This window comes from Pseudomonas sp. 22085, assembly GCF_052045815.1.
Classification (GTDB): Bacteria; Pseudomonadota; Gammaproteobacteria; order Pseudomonadales; family Pseudomonadaceae; genus Aquipseudomonas; species Aquipseudomonas glycinae.
This window is the reverse complement of record NZ_JBQEQA010000022.1, coordinates 71,885-94,738: the sequence shown is the minus strand read 5'-3', so window position 1 is coordinate 94,738 and position 22,854 is coordinate 71,885. Positions and strand designations below refer to the sequence as shown.

The window sequence follows — 22,854 nt, the reverse complement described above, 5'->3', positions numbered from 1 at the left end:
GTTCGGTTGTCGCGCCGTCATTGCGGCAATTTGAAATCGATGGTCTGGGTAGCGAAGCCGTCGATCGGTGTGTCGCCGCGCTTGGCCGGAATGAACTTCCAGGCCTTCACCGCCGCGACTGCCGCGTCATCCAGTTGCGGCTTGCCGCTGGACTTGGTCACCGTCACCGAACCGGCGCGTCCATTGGCCAGCACCTGAATCCGCAGCACCACGCTGCCTTCCCAGTTGCGCCGCAGCGCCAGCGACGGGTATTCCGGCGGCGGGTTGCCGAGGCTGGCGAGGCCGGAAATCGCCGCCGACTCTTTCACCGGGCCCGGTGCCGCAGCAGGTGCCGGCGGCGCGCTCGGGGTCGCCGGAGCGGCAGGCGCGGCTGGTTGCGCAGGTGCCGGCGGCGCTTTCGGCGGCTCGGCCTTTTTCACCGGTTTGGGTTTCTCGACCGGTTTCGGTTTTTCGATCGGCTTGGGTTTCTCCACCGGTTTGGGCGGCGGCTTGACCGCGTCCTCGTCTTCCACCGGTTGTTCCGGTTCGGGAGGGGGCGGTGGTGGGGGCGGCGGCTCCGGTGTCGGCGGGGCCGGCGGTGTCGGGCTGGTCAGCTCGACGGTCATTTCCGGAATTTCCGGCGGCGTGGGCAGCGGCTCGGCCCGCGCTTGCTGGAAAAACCACCAGGCGCCGCCGTGTATCAGCGCCGACACCGCCACCAGCAACAGCATCTGCTGTTTGTTCAGGCCGCCGGGCTGCGACGTGTTGGCCTTGTAGACGGGCCGACCCGCCACCGACGCAAGCGCTGCGTTCGGTACTGGCCCCGGCGGCGTTCTGTGCTTTACCGCATCGTTCATTAAAGCTCCCTCGGGTGGATGAAGGGCAATAAGGTGCCGTTCGAACAACACAGCGTTGTTCGAGTGAGTGGTCGCAACTTTCATACGGGTGTGCAGAAGCCGATAGTTGAACTATCTATTGAACAGGGCTTGTGCAGCGTGTTGTTTCAGTAATGCCGACTTCGATGGTTCATTGATCCGGTCCGTGGCTGTTCTTTTATAAGAGAGTGTGCAATTGAGTGGCAAACATCATTCGTGCCCTCATGGTGGATGCAATAGCAACCGCTGTGCCAAAGAGTGACCAAATGTGTATCGGTTATTTCACGGATGATACGTATGTCGCATTTATATAAGTTTCATTGAGTACACCGGTTTTCATGGGTGCATAACCGCCCGACAGCCCTGTTTTCAGGGCTTTTTTCAGGGCGAGACAGGCTTGGCGCGGTATCGCGCTGTTCAGCGAGATAGAGCGGCTGTTCTCGTGTCGGCCAGGACGCGTGATGGTGCGTGGCGGACTGATTTGGTGCGGGTCTGTGTTTTAGCGGGTCACAGGCGATGTTCCTTGTTTTTGTCTAAATAAAATCGGCTCTGGGTAATGATTGATAGTGCAGTTTTGGTGCGCTTTGGACATTAACGCCGAACAGCAAAAGTTGTATCGGTGTGCTGTCTGAAAGTTATTGTCGAACAATGTGTTCTTGCATTCATTAATGCAGCGCGCACGCAATGGCTTCTTGCGTGCTATTTAAAAAATAAATAGTGCAGGCGTTCAGGTAATAAAAGGAATGCACGGACTGTTCGGCGGGCGAACGCGGCGCAGGTAAACGGGCATCGAGAGAAGAGGGTGGCGCAGCAGATGAAGATTCACGCGGTGAACTCCTTGTTGCCAGCTCGGATACGCGAACTTTTGGTTCGGTATCGCACCTTACAAGAACGCGGATAGCGTTCGCTGATTGCTCTTGGTGCGGGATGGGCACCGCCAGCGCTGTTTTGCGAGATCAGGGATTCGCAAGCTGCCGATGAATGCGCAATCCGTGCCAAATTCGATACAACAGCTATAAATAGGGCCAGGCAGGACGCCTTTCGCAGTGGAGGAGGGGTTATGTATCAGCTCTACGGACATCGCAATTCAGGGGCCGCGGCCATCGAGGCGGCGCTCGAGCTGTGCCAGGTGGCTTACCGCTTCATCGATATCGAGGCCAGTGCGGAAGCGGCCCAGGAGCTGGCGCGGCTCAATCCGCTCAAACAGATCCCGACCCTGCAACTGCCGGACGGCAGTGTCATCACCGAAAGTGCGGCGATTCTGATTCATCTGGGGCAAACCTTTGCGCAATCCGGCCTGCTGCCAGCCAACGGCGCTGACCGCGATCAGGCGATTCGGGGCCTGGTGTACATCGTCAGCAATTGTTACGCGGCCATCGGGATCATTGATTACCCGGAACGCTGGCTGGTGATGCCGGACGAGGCCTCGCGACAGAATCTGATGGCGGGGGCGCGGGAACGACTGCACTGGAGCTGGGAGGTGTTTGCCGATCAGTTCTCGGCCGAGCTGTACCTGGACGATGAAACACCGGGGGCACTGGACGTGCTGGCGGCGGTGGTCACGCGCTGGGCCGGTGCCCGCGAACACCTGCGTCAGGCCCGACCCGGTTTCCATGCGTGGCTGCAACGCATCGACCGACACCCGGTGCTGGCGCCGGTCTTTGCGCGGCATTGGCCCGGTTAAGAAATCGAATCAGATGGTGATCGTTGATCGTTCCCACGCTCCGCGTGGGAATGCCTCTTGTGACGCTCTGCGTCACGCTTTGGGACGCGGAGCGTCCCCGGCTGCATTCCCACGCTGAGCGTGGGAACGATCAAGCGTGGGAACGATCAGGGTGAAGGCATTATTCCCCGCGAATGTACTGCTCCAGCTGTTTGATCAGCTCGGCCTGCTCGGCAATCGCTTCCTTGACCAGGTCGCCGATCGACAGCAGGCCGATCAGCTTGCCGTTCTCCACCACCGGCAAGTGACGCAGGCGTTTGTCGGACATGATGCCAAGGCAGGTGTCGACGGTCTGGTGGGTGTCCACCGTGATCACGTTAGCCACCATGATGTCGCGCACCGGCGTGCCCACCGAGGAGCGACCGTGCAGCACCAGTTTGCGCGCGTAATCACGCTCGCTGATGATGCCCACCACTTTGTCGTCTTCCACCACGAGCAGGGCGCCGACGTTCTTCTCGGCCATTTTCATCAGCGCTTCGAGCACCATGTGATCGGGCTTGATCTGGTGCACTTCCTGATTTTTCGGATCTTTGAGCTTGAGCAGCTGGGCGACGGTTTTCATGGCGGTTACTCAGGTGTTGTCGTTGTTCTCCAAGCATCGTAGACGCAGGCGCGCAGGGCAAGGCCGCAAAACGGCAGATAACACGCAAAAAACGTCATTTGACCGGGTTTTTCATGGCGAGGCCTTTCTCACGGGTTACGGCAATGCCGCGTAGAATGCCCGTCTGAATCAATTCCTGAGGTTGCAGTGGTGGATTTACAGCAGGGCTTCGTCCTGACCCGGCATTGGCGTGACACCCCGGCCGGCACCGAAGTCGAGTTCTGGCTGGCGACCGACGCCGGGCCGCGCCGTGTGCGTCTGCCGCATCAGCCGTCGGTGGCGTTCATCCCGGCGGCGCAGCGCGAGCAGGCCGAGCGGGTGCTGGCGGACGAAAAGAACGTCGAACTGCGCCCCTTGGCCTTGCAGGATTTCGAGCATCGCCCGGTGCTCGGTCTGTACTGCCAGCAGCATGGTCAGTTGATGCGCCTTGAAACCGCGCTCAACCGCCACAGTGTCGATGTCTTCGAAGCCGATGTGCGACCGCCCGAGCGTTACCTGATGGAACGTTTCATCACCGCGCCGGTGTGGTTCAGCGGCACGCCCGATGCCGACGGCGTGTTGCTCGACGCCCACCTCAAGCCTGCCCCCGACTATCGCCCGCAACTGCGGCTGGTCTCGCTGGACATCGAAACCACCGAGCAGGGCGAGTTGTACTCCATCGCCCTGGAAGGCTGCGGCGAACGTCAGGTGTACATGCTCGGCGCACCGAACGGCGATCACAGCATCGTCGACTTCGACCTCGAGTACTGCGAATCGCGCACCTTGATCCTGAAAAAGCTCAACGACTGGTTCGCCCGTCATGACCCCGACGCGATCATCGGCTGGAACCTCGTGCAGTTCGACCTGCGCATCCTCCACGAACACGCTCGGCGCCTCGGCGTGCCGCTCAAGCTCGGGCGTGGCGGCGAGGAAATGCAGTGGCGCGAACACGGCAGCCGCACTCATTACTTCGCGGCCGCGGCGGGGCGGCTGATCATCGATGGCATCGAATCCCTGCGTTCGGCGACCTGGAGCTTTCCCTCGTTCAGTCTGGAGAACGTCGCCCAGACCTTGCTCGGCGAGGGCAAGTCCATCGACAACCCGTACCAGCGCATGGACGAGATCAACCGCATGTTCGCCGAGGACAAACCGGCGCTGGCCAAGTACAACCTCAAGGACTGCGAACTGGTCACGCGGATCTTCGCCAGGACCGAACTGCTGAAATTTTTGCTGGAGCGCGCCAGCGTCACCGGCCTGCCGGCGGATCGCAGCGGCGGCTCGGTGGCGGCGTTCACTCATTTGTACATGCCGTTGATGCACCGCCAGGGTTTTGTGGCGCCGAACCTTGGCACCAATCCGCCGCAGGCCAGCCCCGGCGGGTTTGTCATGGACTCGCAACCGGGGCTGTATGAGTCGGTGCTGGTGCTCGACTACAAGAGCCTTTATCCGTCGATCATCCGCACCTTTCTGATCGACCCGGTGGGGTTGATCGAAGGCTTGCAGCATCCTGACGATAGCGACTCGGTGCCGGGCTTTCGCGGTGCGCGCTTTTCCCGCACCCGGCATTGCTTGCCGTCCATCGTCGCCCGGGTCGCCGAGGGCCGCGAGACCGCCAAGCGCGAACACAACGCGCCGTTGTCCCAGGCGCTGAAGATCATCATGAACGCCTTCTATGGCGTGCTCGGTTCCAGCGGTTGCCGGTTTTTCGATACGCGGCTGGCGTCCTCGATCACCCTGCGCGGCCACGAAATCATGCTGCGCACTCGACAGCTGATTGAGGCTCAGGGGCATGCGGTGATTTATGGCGATACCGACTCGACGTTCGTCTGGCTGCGTCGCCCGCACGGTCAGGAAGAAGCGGCACAAATCGGTCGGGCCTTGGTGCAGCACGTCAACGATTGGTGGCGCGAGCATGTGCGTGAGCAATACGGTCTGGAAAGCGCCCTCGAATTGCAGTTCGAAACTCATTACAAGCGCTTTTTGATGCCGACGATTCGCGGCGCCGAGGAGGGCAGCAAAAAGCGCTACGCCGGCCTGGTGACCCGCGCCGACGGCAGCGAGGAAATGGTCTACAAAGGCCTGGAAACCGTGCGCACCGACTGGTCGCTGCTGGCCCGGCAATTCCAGCAGGAGCTGTACGAGCGGATCTTCCAGCGCAAGCCGTATCAGGATTACGTGCGCGAGTATGTGCGCAAGACCCTGGCCGGCGAGTTCGACGAGCGACTGGTCTACCGCAAGCGCCTGCGCCGTACCCTCGACGATTACGAACGCAACGTGCCGCCCCACGTGCGCGCCGCGCGGCTGGCGGACGATTACAACGCGCAGCACGGTCGCCCGCGCCAGTACCAGAACGGCGGCTGGATCAGCTACGTCATCACCTTGGCCGGCCCCGAACCGCTGGAAGTGCGCCGCGCCGCCATCGACTACGACCACTACATCACCCGCCAGCTGCAACCGGTGGCAGATGCGATCCTGCCGTTTGTCGACGACGATTTCTCAACCCTGATCGGGGGGCAGCTGGGCCTGTTTTGAGTCCAGCAGTTGCAAGGTCCATTCGTCCTCAATGCCGTGAAAGAAGCGCTCCAGCGCCTGATGCCAGAGGCTGTCGTCGTCGGCGAACTGGGCGAACAGGGTCATCGATGAGTGGAATTTCAGGTCGTCCGGATGGCCGAAAATCTCGTCAATCGAACGTTGCTGCACATTCAGTACAAGCTGGGTGCAGGTCCGCAGGCGGGCGCCGAGCAACGGGTGGTCGAGGTAGGCGCGGGTTTCCGGTGCCGAGCTGATCGCGAAGCGCCGCGACATCTCGCTGCCGCCGAGCCCGGCGAACTGCGGGAACACGAACCACATCCAGTGGCTGCGCTTGCGGCCCTCGCCGAGTTCGCGCTGGACCCGTTCGAACACCGGGTCCTGGGCGAGCACGAAGCGTTGCAGGTTGAATGGATCGTCCTGATCAGTGCTTCTCATAACGAAGCCCTCTGTCAGTCGGCGGTGGCTCAGACCATGGCCAGCCGCTGCTTGCGTTTGGGCGCCTGAAACACCTGGTCCAGCGCCGCCAGATCCCCGGCCTCGAGTTGCAGCTGCGCCGCCTGTGCATTGAGCTGCACATGTTCCGGGCGCACGGCCTTGGGAATCGCAATCAGCCCATCCTGACGCAGAATCCACGACAGCGAAACCTGTGCCGGGGTCACGCCGTGACGAGTGGCAATCTGTTTCAGCACCGGCTCGGCCAGCATCGCGCCGCCCTGGCCGATCGGGCAGTACGCCATAATTGGCATACGCTGGTGTTGGCACCACGGCAGCAGGTCGAATTCGATACCGCGCTCTTCCAGGTTGTACAGCACCTGATTGGTGGCGCAGGCCGAATGCGACAGTTCCTCAAGATCATCGACGTCGAAGTTCGAGACGCCCCAGCGACCGATCTTGCCGGCCTCGCGCAGGCGCTCGAAGGCCTCGACGGTTTCTTCCAGCGGATACTGGCCGCGCCAATGCAGCAGATAGAGGTCGATGTAATCAGTGTCGAGCCGGCGCAGACTGCGCTCGCAGGCCTGGGGAATGCCTTGGCGGCTGGCGTTGTGCGGGTAGACCTTGCTCACCAGAAACACTTGATTGCGCAGGCCGGCAATGGCTTCGCCGACCACGCTTTCGGCACCGCCCTCGGCGTACATTTCGGCGGTGTCGATCAAGGTCATGCCCAGCTCGATGCCGCTGCGCAGAGCCGCCACTTCACGCTTGTGCGCCGAGCGGTCTTCGCCCATGCGCCAGGTGCCCTGGCCAATCACCGGCACCTGCACGCCAGCCAGTTCGAGGGTACGCATTCAAACCTCCTTTCTGAAACGGTCGATACCTAGAGTGGGCAGCAGGATGGCCCACGGGTTCCGTCCGGTTCCAGAAAGGAGGTCAGGTGCTTACTTGGCGGAGAACTTCAACACCACGCTCTGCGTGTAGGTCTGTCCCGGATCCAATCGGGTACTTGGGAAGCTCGGCTGGTTCGGCGAGTCTGGATAGTGCTGGGTTTCCAGGGTGAACGCGCCCCAGTGCGGATAGACCTTGCCACCCTTGCCCTTGACCGTGCCGTCGAGGAAGTTGCTGGTGTAGAACTGCACGCCTGGTTCGTTGGTGAACAGCTGCAAGTGGCGACCGGATTGCGGGTCGCTGACTTCGGCGGCGAGTTTGCTGACGTCTCCCTTGGTGTCCAGCGCCCAGTTGAAATCGAAGCCACCTTGTTTCTCTTCAGCGAATTTCAACTGCGGATGATCGGCCTTGATGTGCTGACCGATGGCGGTCGGTTTGGTGAAGTCCATCGGTGTGCCGGCCACGGGCGCCAGTTCGCCGGTCGGGATCAGCTTGGCGGTGACTGGGGTGAAGTGACTGGCGTGCAGGGTGGCGACTTGCTTGAGGATGTCGCCATTGCCGGCGCCGGCAAGGTTGAAGTAGCTGTGGTTGGTCAGGTTGAGCACAGTGGGTTTGTCGGTGCTGGCCTTGTAGTCGATGCGCAGTTCGTTGCTGTCGGTGAGGCGGTAGGTCACCTCGGTGGTGAGGTTGCCGGGGAAGCCCATTTCGCCGTCTGCCGACAGGTAGGTCAGGGTCACGCCGACCGAATCCTTGTCCTTGGTTTCTTTCGCCTTCCAGACCTTTTTGTCGAAGCCCTGAGTGCCGCCGTGCAAGGCGTTGGTCTTGTCGTTCTGCGGCACCTGGTAGCGCTTGCCGTCGAGTTCGAAAGCGCCGTCGGCCAGGCGATTGCCGAAGCGGCCGATGGTCGCGCCGAAGTACGCGGTGCCTTTCTGGTAACCCTGCACATCGTCGAAACCGAGGACGATGTCGTCGAGCTTGCCGTGTTTGTCCGGCACCTGCAGCGCCTGCAAGGTTGCGCCGTAGGTGATGACCGTGGCCTGCATGCCGTGGCTGTTGCGCAGGATGTATTGCTCGACCGGCGTGCCGTCATTGGTTTTGCCGAAGGCTTTGTGTTCGCTGGTCAGGCCGGCGGCCTGGGCGGAGAGGGTGGCGATCATCAGGGACAGTCCGAGGCCGCAAAGTGAGTGTCGGGATTGAAGCATGGTTGACCTTCCTTTTTGTTGTTGTTTTGAAAATCGTTAAATAGTCATGCTAATTAATGGTTGAGTGGAAATTTATAGCGGATTAAACGATTAATGCAAAAATAAAGTCGGACTAAATTGATTGGGTCAACGGTGCCGAAGGTCGGGAATACACGCCGGCACTGCACTTTTGCGAAATCCCCGGCTCTATCCATGGCCAGGGTGCGGTGACTTCCGCCGCACAGGAACGTGTCCGTCAAAGAATTCATGCCGAGAGTTTTGCACCCCATCGCTGCATTCATTCATCGCCCGTGCCTGCTGCTGGCCTGCCTGTCGACGCTGCTGCTCGGTGGTTGCAGTCATCAGGACGGCAACAACTTCATCAGCCAGATGCGCGAGGGCAGGCCTCAGGAATTTCTCCAGACCAGTGTTGACCGCATGGCCACACTGGCGATGCGCGACAACCTCGACAGCCTCTATCGCTTGATGGGCAAGTTGTACCTGCGCAACCCGGAGGAGTTGCGCAAATCCGGCTTTCTCGACATTCGCACGGCGGTCAAACAGGTGCGGCTGGCCATCGAACAACAGCAACCTTTGCCGACCCTCGGCGGCAAAAAGGATCTGGTAGCGCTGAGCTATGCCATGAGCCCTGAATTTCTCGGTGACCGGGTGGGTGCGTTCATCTACGCGATCGGCAGCATGTTGGTCACCGCCCACGGCAACCGCACCGAGTTCTACATGACCGATGCGATCAACCCGACCTTCGTCAACAACGCTGCGCGCAACATCGAGAAAGCCACGTGGATCCTCGCCCAGCGGCAGAACAAGGAGGGCCAGCCGCTGCTGTTTTCCAACGAGATTTCCGAGGAGGGCAGCAACCTGAGTTTTGCCACGGAGTTTGGCAAAGTCGTGGCGCGTCTGGATCTGTTGACCCAGATGCTCGACGAGCGCTACCGGCGCATCGGGCTGAATTACGCCCAGAGCCTGTTGTTTTTGAATTTTTTGCCAGTGCAGTGAAATGGCATAACGATAGATCCGATCGATATAGGGCGTTATAAGAAAACTGGTTATGCTGCGGGCCGGATTTTCCTGTGGTTTGTCTGGACGTCTTAATGGAATTGGCAAATTTCGGCCTGGTGATTGCCGGGCTGGTGGTGGGGTTCATCGTCGGCATGACCGGTGTCGGCGGCGGTTCGTTGATGACGCCGATCCTGCTGTGGTTCGGCATCAATCCGGCCACAGCGGTAGGCACGGATCTGCTGTACGCGGCCATCACCAAATCCAGTGGCGTGCTGGTGCACAGGAAGAACAAGAACATCGACTGGGCCATCACTGGCTGGCTGACCCTGGGCAGTGTCCCGGCGGTGGCCATGACCTTGTGGTTCCTCAGCACCCTGCACACCGCACCGGACGCGATGAACGCCATCATCAAGCAAGCGCTGGGCTTCGTGCTGTTCGCCACGGCGCTGGCGATTCTGTTCAAGAAGCGCCTGCTGGAATTCGCCCATAAACGCGCCGGCGGCAACTACAGCCCCAGCGGTGCGCGCCTGAATGTCATGACCGTGATCACCGGTCTGATCCTCGGCACCATGGTCGCCCTGACCTCCATCGGCGCCGGCGCCCTCGGCACCGTCGCACTGTTTATCCTCTATCCGCTGCTGCCGACCCGCCGCCTGGTCGGCACCGAAATCGCCCACGCGGTCCCGCTGACCCTGGTCGCCGGCCTCGGCCACGCGAGCATGGGCAACATGGACTGGGGCGTGCTCGGCTTTCTGCTGGTCGGCTCACTGCCGGGCATCTGGCTCGGCAGCCACCTGACCGGCCGCGTCTCCGATGAACTGCTGCGCCCGTGCCTGGCGACGATGCTGGTGTTGATCGGTTACAAGCTGGCGTTCTGATCGGCATCCATGACCCCGAAGGCTTGAGCGTCAGCTGACGCGGCATGAAAGGTAAACAAATGGGCACAGGGTCGCGCCCAACCGGTTGCGCAAAATCGGTGCTGACCTAAGCTTTGGGCAAGGCGAAACACTTTTGCCGGGCACCACCCGGAACAATCGCCGCGATGCGCAATCATTAGAGCGTGGATATCAAAAGGAGATGCGCATGCTCATCAGGTCACTGACCCTGACACTCTTGCTGGCGATTGCCGGCCCCCTGTTCGCCGCCGACGGCGATTCCCCTCTGGACGTCGACAAGGGCATTAACCGGCCATTGATCGTGATCGCTTCCAGCACAGTCGATTCTTATTGGGTCAGCCTGAAAAAAGCGCTGGACGACCCGGCCAACAAACAAGGCATCGCCGACCGCAAGATCAAGGTTTACACCATCCTGAGCATGAGCGGTCAGGTCGATGGCAAAAGCCTCGAGCAGCAGCAAACCATGGCGCTGCTGCGCTCGCTGAAGCTGGGCGCCGGGGCGTATCCGAAAGTCTTCCTGGTGGGCAAGGATGGCGAGACCAAACTGACGGCTTCGGGGGATGAAGCGGCGGCGGTCGATCTGAAGAAGATCTTCGACACCATTGATGCGTTGCCTGCCGCTGAAAAAGAAGCCACTTCCACCGTGGTGACGGCGCCGCCTGCTGCAGAACCGGCACCGGCCAAGGGTGCGAAAGGCACGAAACCGGCGAAGCCAGCCAAACCGGCCAAGCCGCCGGAAATGCCGGATGATTGATGTTCTGATTCAGGGGTGATCAGAAAAGAAAAACGGGCGACCCTCTCAGGTCGCCCGTTTTTTATGGCGTGATTACCGGGTCAATTCCCCCAGAATCCTGTGCGCAATCTTCACCCGCTCTCCATTCGGATAATTGCGGTTCGCCAGAATCACGATCCCGACTTTCTTCGACGGCACGAATGCGACGTAGGCGCCGTAACCCCCGGTGGAACCGGTCTTGTTCAGCAGCACGTTCGCCGGTTCAGGCTGTGGCGGATTCAGCCATTTGACCTTGTGCGCCTCCATGGCCATTGGCGTCGAGTTGCCGTCCAGCAGGCGGTCGAGGCTGATCGGGTACGTGTAGCGCTCCCAGCCCAGGCCCTGGGTCATGTCGCCGACGGTGTAGTAGCCGGTGTGAGTGAGGGCGATGGCTTTTTGCAGAGGCGTTTCGAGTTTGGCGGTGTCGAGGTTGGCCTGGACGTATTGCAGCAGGTCGGCGGCGCTGGTTTTCACGCCGTAGGCTTCGGAATCGAGGGCGCCGGGGCTGACGCGAACGGGTTTGTTGTTCTTGTCATAGCCTTGGGCGTAGAGCTTCTCTTCAGACGCCGGCACTGACAGGAAGGTGTGCTTGAGCCCGAGTTTCGGCAGCAGGGTTTCGGTCATGGCCTGATTGAACGGCTGGCCGAGGCTTTTCGCCGCCAGATAACCGAACAGGCCGATGCTCGGGTTGGAATACAGGCGATGGCTGCCGGCCGGATACGTCGGTTTCCACTGTTGGTAATAGCCGAGCATCTTGTCGGCAGAATCCGCAGCATCCGGGAATTGCAGCGGCAGGCCGCCGGCAGTGTAGGTGCCCAGTTGCAGCAGGCTGATGTGGTCGAAGGCGCTGTCTTTCAGTTCGGGCCAGTGCTGGCTGGCCGTATCGGAGAGTTGCAGTTTGCCGCTGGTTTGGGCGTAGGCGGCGAGGGTCGCGGTGAAGGTTTTGCTCACCGAGCCGATTTCGAACAGGGTGTTTTCACTCACCGCTTGCCCGGTGCTTTTGTCGGCGACACCGTAGTTAAAGTAATGTGCCTTGCCATCGACGGTCACGGCTACGGCCAGCCCCGCAATGTCCTGTTGCTGCATGACCGGGGTCACGGTGGCCTTGACCAGCGCCTGCAACTGATCGTCGGTTTGCGGGGCCGCCAGGCAGGTGGCGGCGCTGAAGAAAAGTCCGAAAGTGCTGTAGGACTTGAGTTTTCTCAGGTTGGTCGAAGACATGTTTGAACCACTCTCCATGAGTGTTGATGGTGTTATCCCGCTACACTGCGAGCGTTTTTTCATTGGGCTGCTGATCGGCGCCGCCAAATCTAGGCAGTCCGCTGTCTTTCGGCAAACGATGAAAACTCGGATGAGCCATTAGAAAAATTTGGGATTAGGCATGATTCGACCTCAATTGCCTTTGAATGCATTGCGCGCCTTCGAAGCCTCTGCGCGTCATTTGAGCTTTACTCGCGCCGCCGTGGAGTTGTGCGTGACCCAAGCGGCCGTCAGCCATCAGGTCAAAAGTCTGGAAGCGCAACTCGGCGTGATCCTGTTCAAACGCCTGCCCCGTGGGCTGATGCTGACCGGCGAAGGCGAAACCCTGCTGCCGGTGCTGACCACGTCATTCGATCATATCGCGCAGATGCTCGAGCGTCTGGCGGGCGGGCAATATCGGGAAATGCTCACGGTCGGCGCGGTGGGCACTTTCGCGGTGGGCTGGTTGTTGCCGAGGCTGGCGGACTTTCAGGCGAAACATCCGCTAATAGATTTGCGGCTGTCGACCAACAATAACCGGGTGGATGTCGCCGCCGAGGGACTGGATTACGCGATCCGGTTTGGCGCCGGGGCATGGCACGGTATCGAGGCGACCCGTTTGCTGGAGGCGCCATTGTCGGTGCTCTGCGTGCCGGAAATCGCCCGGCAACTGCACACGCCGGGGGATCTTTTGCAGCAGCGTTTGCTGCGTTCCTATCGCACCGATGAGTGGCCGGAGTGGTTTCATGCGGCCGGTCTTGCGACCCATGCCGCGCCGCCCCAGAGCATCGTTTTCGACTCGTCGCTGGCGATGATGGAGGCGGCGTTGCAGGGCGGCGGGGTGGCACTGGCGCCGCCGTTGATGTTTGCCCGACAACTGGCGGCGGACCTGATCCGCCAACCCTTTGCCATCGAAATCACCACCGGCAGCTATTGGCTGACGCGGTTGCAGTCACGGCCGGAGACGTCGGCAATGGCGGCGTTCAGGCACTGGTTGCTGGAAATTTCCGGCTAATGAAAATCCTTGTGGGAGCGAGCTTGCTCGCGATGACGGCCTCAAATTCGAAACATCTATCGGCTGAGACTCCGCCATCGCGAGCAAGCTCGCTCCCACAGGGAATTGCGATGAATCCGGGTCAGCGCACCAGGCAGGGACGCTTGTTATCAAACTTCCAGCCCGGAATCAGAAACTGCATCGCCACGCTGTCATCCCGCGCGCCCAGCCCCATGCCTTTATAGAGCTCGTGGGCCTTGGCCACCTGATCCATGTCCAGCTCCACGCCCAGCCCCGGTTTCTTTGGTACCTGCACGCAGCCATCGACGATTTGCAACGGTGCCTTGGTCAGGCGCTGGCCGTCCTGCCAGATCCAATGGGTGTCGATGGCGGTGATCTCGCCCGGCGCGGCGGCCGCGACGTGGGTGAACATCGCCAGGGAAATGTCGAAGTGGTTGTTGGAGTGCGAGCCCCAGGTCAGGCCCCATTCGTGGCACATCTGCGCCACGCGCACCGAGCCCTGCATGGTCCAGAAGTGCGGGTCGGCCAGCGGAATGTCCACCGACTGCAACTGAATCGCGTGACCCATCTCGCGCCAGTCGGTGGCGATCATGTTGGTGGCGGTTTTCAGCCCGGTGGCGCGGCGGAATTCAGCCATCACTTCACGGCCCGAGTAGCCGTTTTCCGCACCGCACGGGTCTTCGGCGTAGGCCAGCACATGATGCTGGTCGCGGCACAGACGGATCGCTTCTTTCAGTGACCACGCGCCGTTCGGATCGAGGGTAATGCGGGCGTCAGGGAAGCGCTCGGCCAGTGCGGTCACCGCTTCGATTTCAGCATCGCCGCTGAGCACGCCGCCCTTGAGCTTGAAGTCCTTGAAGCCATAGCGCACATGGGCCGCCTCGGCCAGACGCACCACGGCGTCGGCGGTCATGGCTTTCTCGTGACGCACGCGGAACCAGTCGTTGTCGGCATCCGGTTCGCTGCGGTAGGCGAGGTCGGTTTCCCGGCGATCGCCCACGTAGAACAGGTAACCGAGCATCTTCACTTCATCGCGTTGCTGACCTTCGCCGAGCAATGCGGCCACCGGCACGTCGAGGTGCTGGCCAAGCAGGTCGAGCAGGGCGGCTTCGAGCCCGGTGACCGCGTGAATGGTGATGCGCAGGTCGAAGGTTTGCAGGCCACGGCCTCCGGCGTCGCGGTCGGCGAAAGTCTGGCGGACCTGGTTGAGAATCTTCTGATACGTGCCGATCGGGCTGCCGACCACCAGGCTGCGGGCGTCTTCCAGGGTCTGACGGATACGTTCGCCGCCGGGCACTTCACCGACCCCGGTGTGGCCGGCGTTGTCCTTGAGGATGACGATGTTGCGGGTGAAAAACGGCCCGTGGGCGCCGCTCAGGTTGAGCAGCATGCCGTCGTGGCCGGCGACCGGGATGACTTGCATCTCGGTGATGATCGGGGCTTTGGCGATGTCGTGTGCGGTCATTTGGGATTGTCCTTTCAAGCGTGTTTCGGCGCGGCATCGGCCACGGCGACTTCAGGTGCGGATTTGGGTGTCATGCGGGCGGCGAACACGATGATCGCGGCAATGATCGAGGTCGCGGCCAGGCCATAGAGGCCGCCCTGGATCGAACCGGTGTGTTGTTCCAGCAGGCCGAACGTGGTCGGAGCGACGAAGCCGCCGAGGTTGCCCACCGAGTTGATCAGTGCGATCACGGCAGCGGCGATTCGTGCATCGAGATAGGCCTGCGGGATCGGCCAGAACAGCGAGGATGCGGATTTGAAACCCAGCGCAGCAAAGCAGATCGCGACGAAGGCAAAGATCGGCCCGCCGGTGGTGGACATAAACATCCCCGCGGCGGCGATCAGCAATGCAGTGGCGACCCACGCCTGCTGGTGTTTCCACTTCGCCGAGAACGAGGCGAACGCATACATGCCGATGATCGACAGCAGCCACGGAATCGAATTGAACAGGCCGACCTGGAAGTCGCTCATCTCGCCCATCTTCTTGATGATGCTCGGCAGCCAGAACGTCGCCGCGTAGATGGTCAATTGAATGAAGAAGTAGATCAGGCAGAACAGGATGATCTGGCGATCCTTGAGCAGTTTGCCCAGCGACGGCCGGATCGGGGTCGCGGCTTCGCGGGCCTTTTGTTCATCGTCGATGGCCTTGACCAGCGCGTCTTGCTCGGCGCGGGTCAGCCATTTCGCATCGTGGGGCTTGGCGTCGAGCCAGAACCAGACGAATACGCACAGGCAGACCGAAAACATCCCCTCAATGAAATACATCCACTGCCAGCCATGCATGCCCAGACCTTCGATCTGCAACAACAGGCCGGACAACGGGCCGGAAATCAGCGAGGCCACGGCCGAACCGCTCAAGAAAATCGCAATCGCCTTGCCGCGTTCGGCCCCCGGCAACCAGCGGGTGAAGTAGTAGATCACCCCGGGAAAGAACCCGGCCTCGGCCACGCCGAGCAGAAAACGCAGGATGTAGAAGTGGGTTTCGTTCTGGATGAACGCCATGCCGGCGGCGACCAGGCCCCAGGTGAGCATGATGCGGGTCAGCCAGATTCGTGCGCCGACCTTTTGCAGCAGCATGTTGGAGGGGACTTCGAAAAGCGCGTAACCGATGAAGAACAGTCCGGCACCGAAACCGTAGGCCGCGGCACCGATGCCGAGGTCGTGTTCCATGTGGGTGCGGACGAAGCCGATGTTCACCCGGTCAATGTAATTGACGATGAACATGATGACGAACAGCGGCAAGACGTGGCGTTTGACTTTGGCAATGGCGGAGGACAGCACGGAATCGGCGCCCTCGTTCATCCCGGCAATGGATGATTTCACTTGGTTTTCTCCCACTCGTTATTTTTATGCGGGGTGAATCTGGGTGTTGCGTGTTGATAGACATCATACAACTAGATTTTTTTGTCCTACAAGCGGGAGTGCTCAATCAAATTTGTCTACGGAGAGCGGTTTTTATGCTTTTTCAGATTTCAGGTACCGTATTTATTGGGTTTTAGAAAGGGTCGGTTAGGCGCCGTACAGAATTCTTTGTCAGTGATCGTGGGGTAATCGCCCACAGTTGTGAAAGGTTTTCTAGCTGAAATCGAGTGTTGTCATACAAGTTAAGCTCCGGAATTCATAGGAGCTCATACAAGTCATTGCCGCCAGTGCTACGATCGGTCTGCCCCGATCACCGGAACCGACCATGCAAGACGACATCGACGCCCCCGCCCGTAAACGCGCGCACAACCTGGCCCATGATCTGGTGGAAAAACTGACCCAGAGCATCTTGCTCGGTCAGATGCTGCCCGGTGACAAGTTGCCGTCGGAAAACTCGATCGTTCAGGAACACGGCGTCAGCCGCACCGTCGTGCGCGAGGCGATTTCCAAATTGCAGGCGTCGGGGCTGGTGGAGACGCGGCACGGCATCGGCACGTTCGTGATCGAGCGCGCACCGGAGCAGGGGTTGCGACTGAATGTCGACACCGCGCTGGGGGTGCGCAGCATTCTCGAATTGCGCATGGGTCTGGAGACTCAAGCGGCGGCGCTGGCCGCGCAGCGCCGCACCGAACAGCAGCTGGAGCAGATGCGTCAGGCACTGGACGATTATCAGCGTCTACTGGCCAACAACGACAGTTGCGTCGAGGCCGACCGGCGCTTCCACCTGTTGATTGCCGAAGCCACCGGCAATGTCTGCTTCACCGAGATCATGCAGCACTTGGGCAGTGCGATGATTCCGCGCACTCGGGTCAACGCGGCAGAGCGCGGGGCGGTGGATTTGAGCAAGCTCGGGCAACTGGCGAATCTGGAGCATGAGGCGATCCTCAACGCGATCAAGCGTCAGGATCCGGACGCGGCGCGTGCGGCGATGTGGCTGCACTTGACCAACAGTCGTGACCGGTTTTCGGCTCAGGGTTGAATTGAGTGAAGGGGGGGCGGGCCAGACTCATCGTCGGATCGCAGGCCGGATCAAGCCACATTTTTTGTGTCAGCCCCAAATCCAACGCCTGGCTCTGAACCCTGTGGGAGCGGGCTTGCCCGCGAAGGCGGCCTCTGCTTCGAAACAATTCAGGATCAGGCCTGAGTTGCCCGAACCACCATCGGCCGCTCCAGATTCAACGCCAGCACACTGATCAGCACCACCGCCGAACCCGCCAGCACCAGTAACGTCGGTCTCTCACCCAATCCCACCGAAGCAATTCCCATCGCAGTCGGCGGAATCAGATACAGCGTCATCGTCGCCCGGCTCAGGTCCACATGCTTGAGCACGAATGCCCACGCCAGATAGGCGAGGGCGCTGGGAAACACGCCCAGACCCAGCACCGCCCATTGCACCCGCAATGGCGCACCGGCCACGCTGTCGGCCAATCCCGGCAAGTAGATCAACAGCAACAACGTGCCCGACCACACCGTGTAGCAAACCAGTGTCAGTCCGTCATAACGCCGGGCATGATGTTTTTGCAGAGCGAAGTAGACGCTCCACGACACTGCCGCCAGCAGGATCAATAAACCATGCGCGTCGAGGCTGCCGAGGCCGCGATCGCCGCTGACCACGATCACCACGCCGACGAACCCCAGCAACACACAACCCCAGCGCCAGACGCTGACCCGATCCTTGAACAGAAACCGCGCCAGCAGTGTGCTGAACAGCGGCGTCGATTGCGCCAGCACACTCGACGCGCCGGCGCTGACGCTTTGCTGGCCGATGTTCAACACGACGTGATGCAGGCTCACGGCAAAAAAGCCCAGGGCAAACAACAGCGGCAGGTCTTGCAGGCGCGGCAGGTGAATGCCTTTGAAACCAGCAATCACGGCCATGAACAGCGATGCCAACAGAAACCGCAGCAACGCCAGATGACCGGGATCGTAGGCTTGCAGGCCGATATGGATGCCGGTCGGCGAATAGGCCCAGCAGCCGACCACGAAGGCCATGGCCAACAGGATTTTCAAAGGAGAAGTGGAACGCATGAGCGAGGCACCAAGAGGGTTGATGCGCCGAGTATCCGGGCGGGCAATCATTCGCCACAACTGACTTATACTGCGCGAATTGTTCACTCAGAGTGATGATTATGGAGCTGGCGCAAATCCGCATGTTCAAGACCGTGGCCGAGGTCGGCAGCATCGCCAAAGCCGCTGAAAAGCTGTTTTGCGTGCCGTCGAACATCACAGCGCGGATCAAATCCCTAGAAGCGGAACTGGGGGTGGCGCTGTTTCTGCGCGAAGGGCGGGGGCTGCGGATCAGTCCGGCGGGGCAGACATTTCTGGCTTATGCGCAGAAGATTCTGGCACTGACAGCTGAAGCCAAGCGCGCGGTCGATCCTGCCTCTGAGCCGTCCGGGCCGCTGCGTATCGGCGCCATCGAATCTTCGGCGACCGGGCGTCTGCCGCGCCTGCTGGCAAAATTTCACAAGCGTTATCCGAACGTGGCGCTGGAACTGACCACCGGCACCTGTGGGCAACTGCTCGACGATACCGTCAGCCATCGGCTCGACGGCGCGATCGTCGCGGTGGACGTCGAGCGCTCCCAGCTCAAACGCACGCCGATGTATCGCGAAGAATTGCTGCTGATCGCATCGACCTCGTTCGGGCCGGTGCGCGACCTCGATGATTTGCAGGACAAGACCGTGTTCATGTGGCCGCAAGGCTGTCCGTATCGCGCTGCGCTGGAGCATTGGTTGTTGCGTCAGGGGCTGGCGCTGCCGATTGTCAGTCTGGCCAGTTACGGGGCGATTGTCGGTTGCGTGAGTGCCGGCGCCGGCGTGGCGCTGGTACCCAAAGGCGTGTTCGAGCAGTACGCCAAAGGCGCGGGGTGTGCGGGTTACGAATTCCCGGAGCTGACAGCCATCGACAATTTGTTCTACTGGCATGAAAACGCCGGGGTGCACCCGGCGCGTGAGGCGTTTGTGGCGATGTTGCGCGAGGAATTTGTCTGAGCCGGATCAGGCTCCGCTCACGTCGCGCATCAATAGCCCGAAGCGCAAATCCACCGCATCCGGAATCGGCAGATAAACCGTGTGCCCATCCCCCGGCGCCACATCGATGGCGTCTCCCTTCAGGTTCTGCAGTTCATGCAGATCAAAATGGAAATTGCCCTTGGGCGTCATCAGTTCCAGATGATCGCCCACGGCAAAGCGGTTCTTCACCTTGACCTCGGCCAGACGATCCCGCCGCTCGCCGGTCAGTTCGCCCACAAACTGCTGACGCTCCGACACCGAGCTGCCGTTCTGATAGTTCTGGTATTCGTCATGGACGTGCCGACGCAGGAAACCTTCGGTGTAGCCGCGCTGGGCCAGGGATTCCAGATCGGTCATCAGGCTGCGGTCGAATTCGCGACCGGCCACCGCATCGTCGATGGCCCGGCGATAGACCTGGGTGGTGCGCGCGCAATAGAAGTGCGATTTGGTCCGGCCTTCGATCTTCAGTGAGTGCACACCCATGCGGGTCAGGCGCTCGACGTGCTGCACCGCGCGCAGGTCCTTGGCGTTCATGATGTAGGTGCCGTGTTCGTCTTCGAATGCCGGCATCAGTTCGCCGGGACGGTTGGCTTCCTGCAACAGGAACACCTGATCGGTGGGGGCGCCGAGGCCGAGGGTCGGTTGTGGTTCGAAGGTCTGCACGATTTCACCGAGATGGTTTTCGCTGGCTTCCTGCGCCGAGTATTTCCAGCGGCAGGCATTGGTGCAGGTGCCCTGATTGGCGTCGCGCTTGTTCATGTAACCCGAGAGCAGGCAGCGGCCGGAGTAGGCCATGCACAGTGCGCCGTGGACGAACACTTCCAGTTCCATGCCCGGCACTTGCTCGCGGATTTCGCCGATCTCTTCCAGCGACAGTTCACGGGACAGGATGATCCGGCTCAGCCCCTGTTGCTGCCAGAACTCGACGCTCGCCCAGTTCACCGTGTTGGCCTGCACCGAGAGGTGGATCGGCATCTGTGGAAAGTGTCGGCGTACGAGCATGATCAGGCCCGGGTCGGACATGATCAGCGCGTCCGGCGCCATCTCGATCACCGGCGCCAGGTCCTTGAGGAAGGTCTTCAGCTTGGCGTTGTGCGGCGCGATGTTGACCACCACGTAGAAGCGCTTGCCCTGGGCCTGGGCTTCACGAATGCCGAGCGCCAGGTTGGCGTGATCGAACTCGTTGTTGCGCACCCGCAGGCTGTAGCGCGGCTGGCCGGCATACACCGCATCGGCCCCGTAGGCGAAGGCGTAGCGCATGTTTTTCAGGGTGCCGGCGGGGGCGAGCAGTTCGGGGGTGAAGGAGGTCGTCATGGCGGCGTCGGTTGCAAAAGCGCGGCAGGGTAGAGCAGTTGCGCCGAGGGTTTATTGATCTGGATCTATGCTCCATGAAGAAACAGGGCACTCGCGCTGACGCTGGCTGACTAAACGGGACGGGCGCGGGTGGCGCCTGACTGACCTGGACCGGACATGAACCAAAAGAGTCTGCAATTCAAATCCCTCACCGTGCTGTTGTTTCTGGTGACGGTCGCCTTTATCTGGATCCTGCTGCCGTTTTACGGCGCGGTGTTCTGGGCGGTGATACTCGGCATCCTGTTCGCGCCGATGCAACGTCAGTTGCAACTGAAATTCGGCTGGCAACGCAACCTCACATCCCTGTGTACCTTGAGCATCTGCCTGGTGATCGCGATCTTGCCGGTGATCATCCTCAGTGTGCTGCTGGTGCAGGAAGGGGCCACGCTCTACGACAATATCGAAAGCGGCAAGCTCGATATCGGCGCTTATCTGGCGCAGTTCAAGCACAGCCTGCCACCGTACTTTCAGCATCTGCTCGACCGTTTCGGCATGGGCGAGCTCAATGCCCTGCGCGAGAAGATCGTCAAGGCCGCCATGCAGGGCAGTCAGGTGTTGGCAAGCCAGGCGTTCAGTTTCGGCCAGGGCACGTTCGAATTCGTGGTGAGTTTTTTCATCATGTTGTACCTGTTGTTTTTCTTCCTGCGTGACGGCGCCGAACTGGCGCGCAAGGTGCGCACCGCGATCCCGCTGGAGGAGCATCACAAGCGTCGTTTGCAGCTGAAATTCAACCGCGTGGTACGCGCGACGGTGAAGGGCAATCTGCTGGTGGCGATCACTCAAGGTGCGCTGGGCGGGGCGATTTTCTGGTTTCTCGACATTCCCAGCGCGTTGCTCTGGGCGGTTCTGATGGCGTTTCTGTCGTTGCTGCCAGCTGTGGGGGCTGGGATTGTCTGGGTGCCGGTCGCCATTTACTTCCTGCTCAGCGGGATGATCTGGCAGGGCGTGGTGCTGGGGTTGTTCGGGGTATTCGTGATCGGTCTGGTGGACAACCTGCTGCGCCCGATCCTGGTGGGCAAAGACACCCGGATGCCGGACTACATGATACTGATCTCGACCCTGGGCGGGCTGGCGGTGTTCGGCCTCAACGGTTTCGTGATCGGGCCGCTGATCGCGGCGCTGTTCATGTCGAGTTGGGCGCTGTTCATCGAAAGCAAGCCGAAAGTGCAGCTGCCTTAAGCCTTGAACGGGCCGTTGAGCAGTTGCTGCGACAGCGCCTGCGCCGCTGGCAAGGATGTGAGCGGGCCGCTGACCGGCTCGCCGTCGCGCACCAGATACCAGCAGGCGAGCAGCCCCAGTTCTCTGAGCGAGGCGGGTACGGCGCTGCCGATAACGGACATGATTTGAACCTGAGCCATGAAAAGTACCTCCATCAATCGATGGGGCTACCTTAGGCAATTGGCCGTTTCAGGGACAATCAACGCTTTCGATAGTGGTCATTGACGCCAGTGAGGACTGGCTCAATCCACCACTTGATCGAGCATGTGCACGATCTCGTGTTCGTTGAGGAACCCCTTGCGCACCAGGTTTTCCGCCAGCAACGAGAGAAATTTCGCCGTGCGGTGGCCTTCCAGGTGCTTGAGTTCGGTCAGGGCGTTGTAGACCTTGCTCGAGGTGCATAAACCGACGATGCGGTGCGGATTCTGTGTTGGCATTCAAGTCGTCCTTGTTGTTATCAACCTGTTGTATGCGGACGGATTCAGAGTGCGGTTCCGTCATGACAAATAGATGACCGTTTGTGTTTTTCCCCCGACGGTCGAGTCCATCATGCCGACTTTAACGGTTCAAACTGTCCCCACAGCGACCTTGGCGAGATTTTTTCAGACCTTGGCCGACGGACGGTCTGCTTTTCCGCGGGCAATAAAAAGCCCCGCAATCAAAGCAGGGCTTTGTGTGCCGGCTACCAGCGCGGGCCACCGTAGTAATGTGGCCGGCCGTAATAACCGCGCGGTGGGCCGTAATACACCGGGGCCGGTTGGACGTAGACCGGTTGCTGCACATAAACCGGGGCCGGCTGGTAATAGACCGGTGGCGGCGGTTGCTGCACGTAGACCGGTGCCGGTTGAGCGTAAACGGGCTGTTGGACGTACACCGGCCGATCCTGGTTGATGAGCGCCGAGCCGATGATGGCCGAGCCGACGATCGCACCAAATACCGCCGGGCCCTGCCAGCCACCGCCGTGGGCTTCTGCCTGACCTGTGATCGCGAATGCACCAATCAACAAGGCCACGATGGGGAGTTTACGAATCATGATAATTCCTCGGTTCTTCGACCCGGCGTCCGAACCTGCAACAGGCCCGGAATGGCGCGGGGATACTTCTAAGACAGCAACATTTTGAAAAACAGCACGGCCGCTGGGTAAATTTTGTGTAAGGTCTGTACCGGTTTATTTACCGGACTTCTGCCATCGGCTGTGATGCCCGGAAC

General features: G+C 60.6%; 22 protein-coding genes. 9 read left to right on the top strand and 13 right to left on the bottom strand.

Translation table 11 applies throughout. From position 1 onward, the window contains the following. Positions 1 to 17: 17 nt before the first annotated feature. On the bottom strand, positions 18 to 836 hold the full coding sequence (locus ACTJK7_RS24025; RefSeq protein ID WP_085686619.1) for a TonB family protein: 819 nt from the start codon (positions 834 to 836) through the stop codon (positions 18 to 20). Between the two features lie 1,078 nt (positions 837 to 1,914). On the opposite strand from ACTJK7_RS24025, the gene ACTJK7_RS24020 reads away from it, so the two are divergent. Then, positions 1,915 to 2,538, top strand: a complete 624-nt coding sequence (locus tag ACTJK7_RS24020) for a glutathione S-transferase (protein WP_108562793.1) — start codon at positions 1,915 to 1,917, stop codon at positions 2,536 to 2,538. A 160-nt stretch (positions 2,539 to 2,698) separates the two neighbouring features. On the opposite strand, the gene ACTJK7_RS24015 is transcribed toward ACTJK7_RS24020, so the two are convergent. After that, positions 2,699 to 3,139: a CBS domain-containing protein gene (locus ACTJK7_RS24015; RefSeq protein WP_064380861.1), complete on the bottom strand. Its 441-nt coding sequence runs from the start codon at positions 3,137 to 3,139 to the stop codon at positions 2,699 to 2,701. Between the two features lie 189 nt (positions 3,140 to 3,328). Between ACTJK7_RS24015 and ACTJK7_RS24010 the strand changes: the two genes are divergently transcribed. After that, positions 3,329 to 5,689 (top strand): DNA polymerase II, encoded by a 2,361-nt coding sequence (locus tag ACTJK7_RS24010; protein WP_440780689.1) that lies wholly within the window; start codon positions 3,329 to 3,331, stop codon positions 5,687 to 5,689. On the opposite strand, the gene ACTJK7_RS24005 is transcribed toward ACTJK7_RS24010, so the two are convergent. The 3 genes from ACTJK7_RS24005 to ACTJK7_RS23995 form a co-directional block, all read right to left on the bottom strand. Further along, entirely contained in the window at positions 5,654 to 6,124 is a 471-nt protein-coding gene (locus ACTJK7_RS24005) for a DUF1810 domain-containing protein (RefSeq protein WP_440780690.1), read from the bottom strand. The two genes, ACTJK7_RS24010 and ACTJK7_RS24005, sit on opposite strands and share 36 nt — an antisense overlap. Positions 6,125 to 6,153: 29 nt before the next feature. Next, complete coding sequence (locus tag ACTJK7_RS24000; RefSeq protein WP_440780691.1) at positions 6,154 to 6,975, bottom strand: aldo/keto reductase; 822 nt, start codon at positions 6,973 to 6,975, stop codon at positions 6,154 to 6,156. A 90-nt stretch (positions 6,976 to 7,065) separates the two neighbouring features. Next, positions 7,066 to 8,214 carry an aldose epimerase family protein gene (locus ACTJK7_RS23995; protein ID WP_440780692.1) on the bottom strand — a complete coding sequence of 383 codons (1,149 nt, stop codon included), beginning with the start codon at positions 8,212 to 8,214 and terminating at the stop codon, positions 7,066 to 7,068. A gap of 246 nt (positions 8,215 to 8,460) precedes the next feature. On the opposite strand from ACTJK7_RS23995, the gene ACTJK7_RS23990 reads away from it, so the two are divergent. The 3 genes from ACTJK7_RS23990 (at position 8,461) to ACTJK7_RS23980 (ending at position 10,863) form a co-directional block, all read left to right on the top strand. Further along, positions 8,461 to 9,210: a hypothetical protein gene (locus ACTJK7_RS23990; protein ID WP_440780693.1), complete on the top strand. Its 750-nt coding sequence runs from the start codon at positions 8,461 to 8,463 to the stop codon at positions 9,208 to 9,210. 95 nt (positions 9,211 to 9,305) lie between these two features. Further along, positions 9,306 to 10,091 (top strand): sulfite exporter TauE/SafE family protein, encoded by a 786-nt coding sequence (locus tag ACTJK7_RS23985; protein ID WP_108562788.1) that lies wholly within the window; start codon positions 9,306 to 9,308, stop codon positions 10,089 to 10,091. A gap of 205 nt (positions 10,092 to 10,296) precedes the next feature. Next, the gene (locus ACTJK7_RS23980) at positions 10,297 to 10,863 is read left to right on the top strand and encodes a DUF4174 domain-containing protein (RefSeq protein ID WP_108562787.1); all 567 of its coding nucleotides are present in this window, start codon (positions 10,297 to 10,299) and stop codon (positions 10,861 to 10,863) included. Between the two features lie 72 nt (positions 10,864 to 10,935). Here ACTJK7_RS23980 and ampC read toward each other — a convergent pair whose 3' ends face one another. After that, positions 10,936 to 12,102 (bottom strand): class C beta-lactamase, encoded by a 1,167-nt coding sequence (ampC, locus tag ACTJK7_RS23975; RefSeq protein WP_108562786.1) that lies wholly within the window; start codon positions 12,100 to 12,102, stop codon positions 10,936 to 10,938. Between the two features lie 160 nt (positions 12,103 to 12,262). Here ampC and ACTJK7_RS23970 point away from each other — a divergent pair, with 160 nt between their 5' ends. Continuing rightward, positions 12,263 to 13,135 (top strand): LysR family transcriptional regulator, encoded by an 873-nt coding sequence (locus tag ACTJK7_RS23970; RefSeq protein ID WP_440780694.1) that lies wholly within the window; start codon positions 12,263 to 12,265, stop codon positions 13,133 to 13,135. Between the two features lie 121 nt (positions 13,136 to 13,256). Here ACTJK7_RS23970 and gudD read toward each other — a convergent pair whose 3' ends face one another. Beyond that, positions 13,257 to 14,600, bottom strand: a complete 1,344-nt coding sequence (gene gudD / locus ACTJK7_RS23965; protein ID WP_440780695.1) for a glucarate dehydratase — start codon at positions 14,598 to 14,600, stop codon at positions 13,257 to 13,259. A 14-nt stretch (positions 14,601 to 14,614) separates the two neighbouring features. Continuing rightward, positions 14,615 to 15,961, bottom strand: coding sequence for an MFS transporter (locus tag ACTJK7_RS23960; protein WP_108562783.1), 1,347 nt, complete (start codon positions 15,959 to 15,961; stop codon positions 14,615 to 14,617). Between the two features lie 364 nt (positions 15,962 to 16,325). On the opposite strand from ACTJK7_RS23960, the gene ACTJK7_RS23955 reads away from it, so the two are divergent. After that, positions 16,326 to 17,039 (top strand): FadR/GntR family transcriptional regulator, encoded by a 714-nt coding sequence (locus ACTJK7_RS23955; RefSeq protein WP_108562782.1) that lies wholly within the window; start codon positions 16,326 to 16,328, stop codon positions 17,037 to 17,039. 155 nt (positions 17,040 to 17,194) lie between these two features. On the opposite strand, the gene ACTJK7_RS23950 is transcribed toward ACTJK7_RS23955, so the two are convergent. Beyond that, complete coding sequence (locus ACTJK7_RS23950) at positions 17,195 to 18,088, bottom strand: DMT family transporter (protein ID WP_234420577.1); 894 nt, start codon at positions 18,086 to 18,088, stop codon at positions 17,195 to 17,197. Between the two features lie 101 nt (positions 18,089 to 18,189). Here ACTJK7_RS23950 and ACTJK7_RS23945 point away from each other — a divergent pair, with 101 nt between their 5' ends. Further along, positions 18,190 to 19,053 (top strand): LysR family transcriptional regulator, encoded by an 864-nt coding sequence (locus tag ACTJK7_RS23945; RefSeq protein WP_440780696.1) that lies wholly within the window; start codon positions 18,190 to 18,192, stop codon positions 19,051 to 19,053. Between the two features lie 6 nt (positions 19,054 to 19,059). On the opposite strand, the gene trhP is transcribed toward ACTJK7_RS23945, so the two are convergent. Continuing rightward, positions 19,060 to 20,388: a prephenate-dependent tRNA uridine(34) hydroxylase TrhP gene (trhP, locus tag ACTJK7_RS23940; protein ID WP_085654298.1), complete on the bottom strand. Its 1,329-nt coding sequence runs from the start codon at positions 20,386 to 20,388 to the stop codon at positions 19,060 to 19,062. Between the two features lie 156 nt (positions 20,389 to 20,544). Between trhP and ACTJK7_RS23935 the strand changes: the two genes are divergently transcribed. Next, positions 20,545 to 21,606 carry an AI-2E family transporter gene (locus tag ACTJK7_RS23935; RefSeq protein ID WP_064380833.1) on the top strand — a complete coding sequence of 354 codons (1,062 nt, stop codon included), beginning with the start codon at positions 20,545 to 20,547 and terminating at the stop codon, positions 21,604 to 21,606. Here the strand turns inward: ACTJK7_RS23935 and ACTJK7_RS23930 are convergent. The 3 genes from ACTJK7_RS23930 to ACTJK7_RS23920 form a co-directional block, all read right to left on the bottom strand. After that, on the bottom strand, positions 21,603 to 21,785 hold the full coding sequence (locus ACTJK7_RS23930; RefSeq protein WP_064380832.1) for a hypothetical protein: 183 nt from the start codon (positions 21,783 to 21,785) through the stop codon (positions 21,603 to 21,605). The genes ACTJK7_RS23935 and ACTJK7_RS23930 overlap by 4 nt on opposite strands. Before the next feature lie 102 nt (positions 21,786 to 21,887). Further along, the gene (locus tag ACTJK7_RS23925; RefSeq protein WP_007951579.1) at positions 21,888 to 22,082 is read right to left on the bottom strand and encodes a hypothetical protein; all 195 of its coding nucleotides are present in this window, start codon (positions 22,080 to 22,082) and stop codon (positions 21,888 to 21,890) included. A 245-nt stretch (positions 22,083 to 22,327) separates the two neighbouring features. After that, positions 22,328 to 22,678 (bottom strand): hypothetical protein, encoded by a 351-nt coding sequence (locus ACTJK7_RS23920; RefSeq protein ID WP_007951578.1) that lies wholly within the window; start codon positions 22,676 to 22,678, stop codon positions 22,328 to 22,330. Positions 22,679 to 22,854: the final 176 nt, after the last annotated feature.

Excerpts from the sequence above, each read along its gene's own strand:
- trhP (WP_085654298.1), bottom strand. The coding sequence starts at position 20,388 with ATGACGACCTCCTTCACCCCCGAACTGCTCGCCCCCGCCGGCACCCTG.
- ACTJK7_RS23935 (WP_064380833.1), top strand. The coding sequence starts at position 20,545 with ATGAACCAAAAGAGTCTGCAATTCAAATCCCTCACCGTGCTGTTGTTT.
- ACTJK7_RS24020 (WP_108562793.1), top strand. The coding sequence starts at position 1,915 with ATGTATCAGCTCTACGGACATCGCAATTCAGGGGCCGCGGCCATCGAG.
- ACTJK7_RS23995 (WP_440780692.1), bottom strand. The coding sequence starts at position 8,214 with ATGCTTCAATCCCGACACTCACTTTGCGGCCTCGGACTGTCCCTGATG.
- ACTJK7_RS23925 (WP_007951579.1), bottom strand. The coding sequence starts at position 22,082 with ATGCCAACACAGAATCCGCACCGCATCGTCGGTTTATGCACCTCGAGC.
- ACTJK7_RS23980 (WP_108562787.1), top strand. The coding sequence starts at position 10,297 with ATGCTCATCAGGTCACTGACCCTGACACTCTTGCTGGCGATTGCCGGC.
- ACTJK7_RS23970 (WP_440780694.1), top strand. The coding sequence starts at position 12,263 with ATGATTCGACCTCAATTGCCTTTGAATGCATTGCGCGCCTTCGAAGCC.
- gudD (WP_440780695.1), bottom strand. The coding sequence starts at position 14,600 with ATGACCGCACACGACATCGCCAAAGCCCCGATCATCACCGAGATGCAA.
- ACTJK7_RS23930 (WP_064380832.1), bottom strand. The coding sequence starts at position 21,785 with ATGGCTCAGGTTCAAATCATGTCCGTTATCGGCAGCGCCGTACCCGCC.
- ACTJK7_RS23945 (WP_440780696.1), top strand. The coding sequence starts at position 18,190 with ATGGAGCTGGCGCAAATCCGCATGTTCAAGACCGTGGCCGAGGTCGGC.
- ACTJK7_RS24025 (WP_085686619.1), bottom strand. The coding sequence starts at position 836 with ATGAACGATGCGGTAAAGCACAGAACGCCGCCGGGGCCAGTACCGAAC.
- ACTJK7_RS23920 (WP_007951578.1), bottom strand. The coding sequence starts at position 22,678 with ATGATTCGTAAACTCCCCATCGTGGCCTTGTTGATTGGTGCATTCGCG.
- ACTJK7_RS23950 (WP_234420577.1), bottom strand. The coding sequence starts at position 18,088 with ATGCGTTCCACTTCTCCTTTGAAAATCCTGTTGGCCATGGCCTTCGTG.
- ACTJK7_RS24005 (WP_440780690.1), bottom strand. The coding sequence starts at position 6,124 with ATGAGAAGCACTGATCAGGACGATCCATTCAACCTGCAACGCTTCGTG.
- ACTJK7_RS24015 (WP_064380861.1), bottom strand. The coding sequence starts at position 3,139 with ATGAAAACCGTCGCCCAGCTGCTCAAGCTCAAAGATCCGAAAAATCAG.
- ACTJK7_RS23955 (WP_108562782.1), top strand. The coding sequence starts at position 16,326 with ATGCAAGACGACATCGACGCCCCCGCCCGTAAACGCGCGCACAACCTG.
- ACTJK7_RS23985 (WP_108562788.1), top strand. The coding sequence starts at position 9,306 with ATGGAATTGGCAAATTTCGGCCTGGTGATTGCCGGGCTGGTGGTGGGG.
- ampC (WP_108562786.1), bottom strand. The coding sequence starts at position 12,102 with ATGTCTTCGACCAACCTGAGAAAACTCAAGTCCTACAGCACTTTCGGA.
- ACTJK7_RS24000 (WP_440780691.1), bottom strand. The coding sequence starts at position 6,975 with ATGCGTACCCTCGAACTGGCTGGCGTGCAGGTGCCGGTGATTGGCCAG.
- ACTJK7_RS23990 (WP_440780693.1), top strand. The coding sequence starts at position 8,461 with ATGCCGAGAGTTTTGCACCCCATCGCTGCATTCATTCATCGCCCGTGC.